This window comes from Rhodanobacter terrae, assembly GCF_042657005.1.
Taxonomy (GTDB): Bacteria; Pseudomonadota; Gammaproteobacteria; order Xanthomonadales; family Rhodanobacteraceae; genus Rhodanobacter; species Rhodanobacter terrae.
In genome coordinates this window covers 1-786 of sequence record NZ_JBHSNG010000083.1, presented here as the reverse complement: position 1 = coordinate 786, position 786 = coordinate 1, and the positions used below count along the sequence as shown (strand labels likewise).

General features: G+C 48.5%; 1 protein-coding gene. It reads left to right on the top strand.

What is annotated here, in order from left to right; genetic code table 11:
• The first annotated feature begins 253 nt into the window (after positions 1-253).
• Positions 254-700 carry a hypothetical protein gene (locus ACFPPB_RS20325; protein WP_377330485.1) on the top strand — a complete coding sequence of 149 codons (447 nt, stop codon included), beginning with the start codon at positions 254-256 and terminating at the stop codon, positions 698-700.
• Positions 701-786: the final 86 nt, after the last annotated feature.

The following is a 786-nucleotide window of genomic DNA, read 5'->3' as shown; positions in this document are numbered from 1 at the left end:
CGTTCGTCCTGGCTCAGGTGCGTGTAGCTCAATGTGCAGTTCCACTTGGCGGTGAAGCTGCGCAGGCTACCGCACCTGCGCTACTTCCCGGGGCTGGAGTGATGCACTTCTAAATTGAATCCGCCGGGTTACCGGGATAACACTACGGCTACGGACCGCTTAGGGGATAACGTGAGGATGGTCGAGAACCCAATTCGTCAAGAACTTGGTTTGCCGCTGCGAACGCGCTACTAGCTGTATAAGGACAACTGTCATGACAAATAAGGTACGAATACTCGTTCTCATTTTATATTCCCTACTTCTTAGCCAAGTACAGGCGTCTCCGGCGATCAAGCATGGAGTCGTCTACGCTAAAGAAGCGCCGGTATGTTTTGTCGACTTTCGAATTGATTTAGTGGTGGGAAAGAGTGAGTCTAATATTGGCGATGATCAATATTGCAGGTACGCCATAAATCGCGAGAGATTCCTTTCTTTGCTAACTCCCGCTCCTGCTTCAACTTTCTATATGAATGGCAACGTGCGAGCCAAGGTATCCATGTCAGCAAAAGACGAATATTTTATCGATTACAACGGCGTTGTACGTTTTGGTGATAAAAAGTTTCAGGTTAGTAAGAAGAATTTTACAAACGCGCTTCGAAAACTAAAACGGTATCAGTCCACTAAGGATGCTCTGATTTATTCCCCGTGTGCGGCATCATAGCGACCAGTCCCAAGGAAGCCCATCGCCGATGAAACAGCGTTCGTTCGCCTCGTTGAGTTTCGAGTCCAAGAAGAAGCCGACACGCC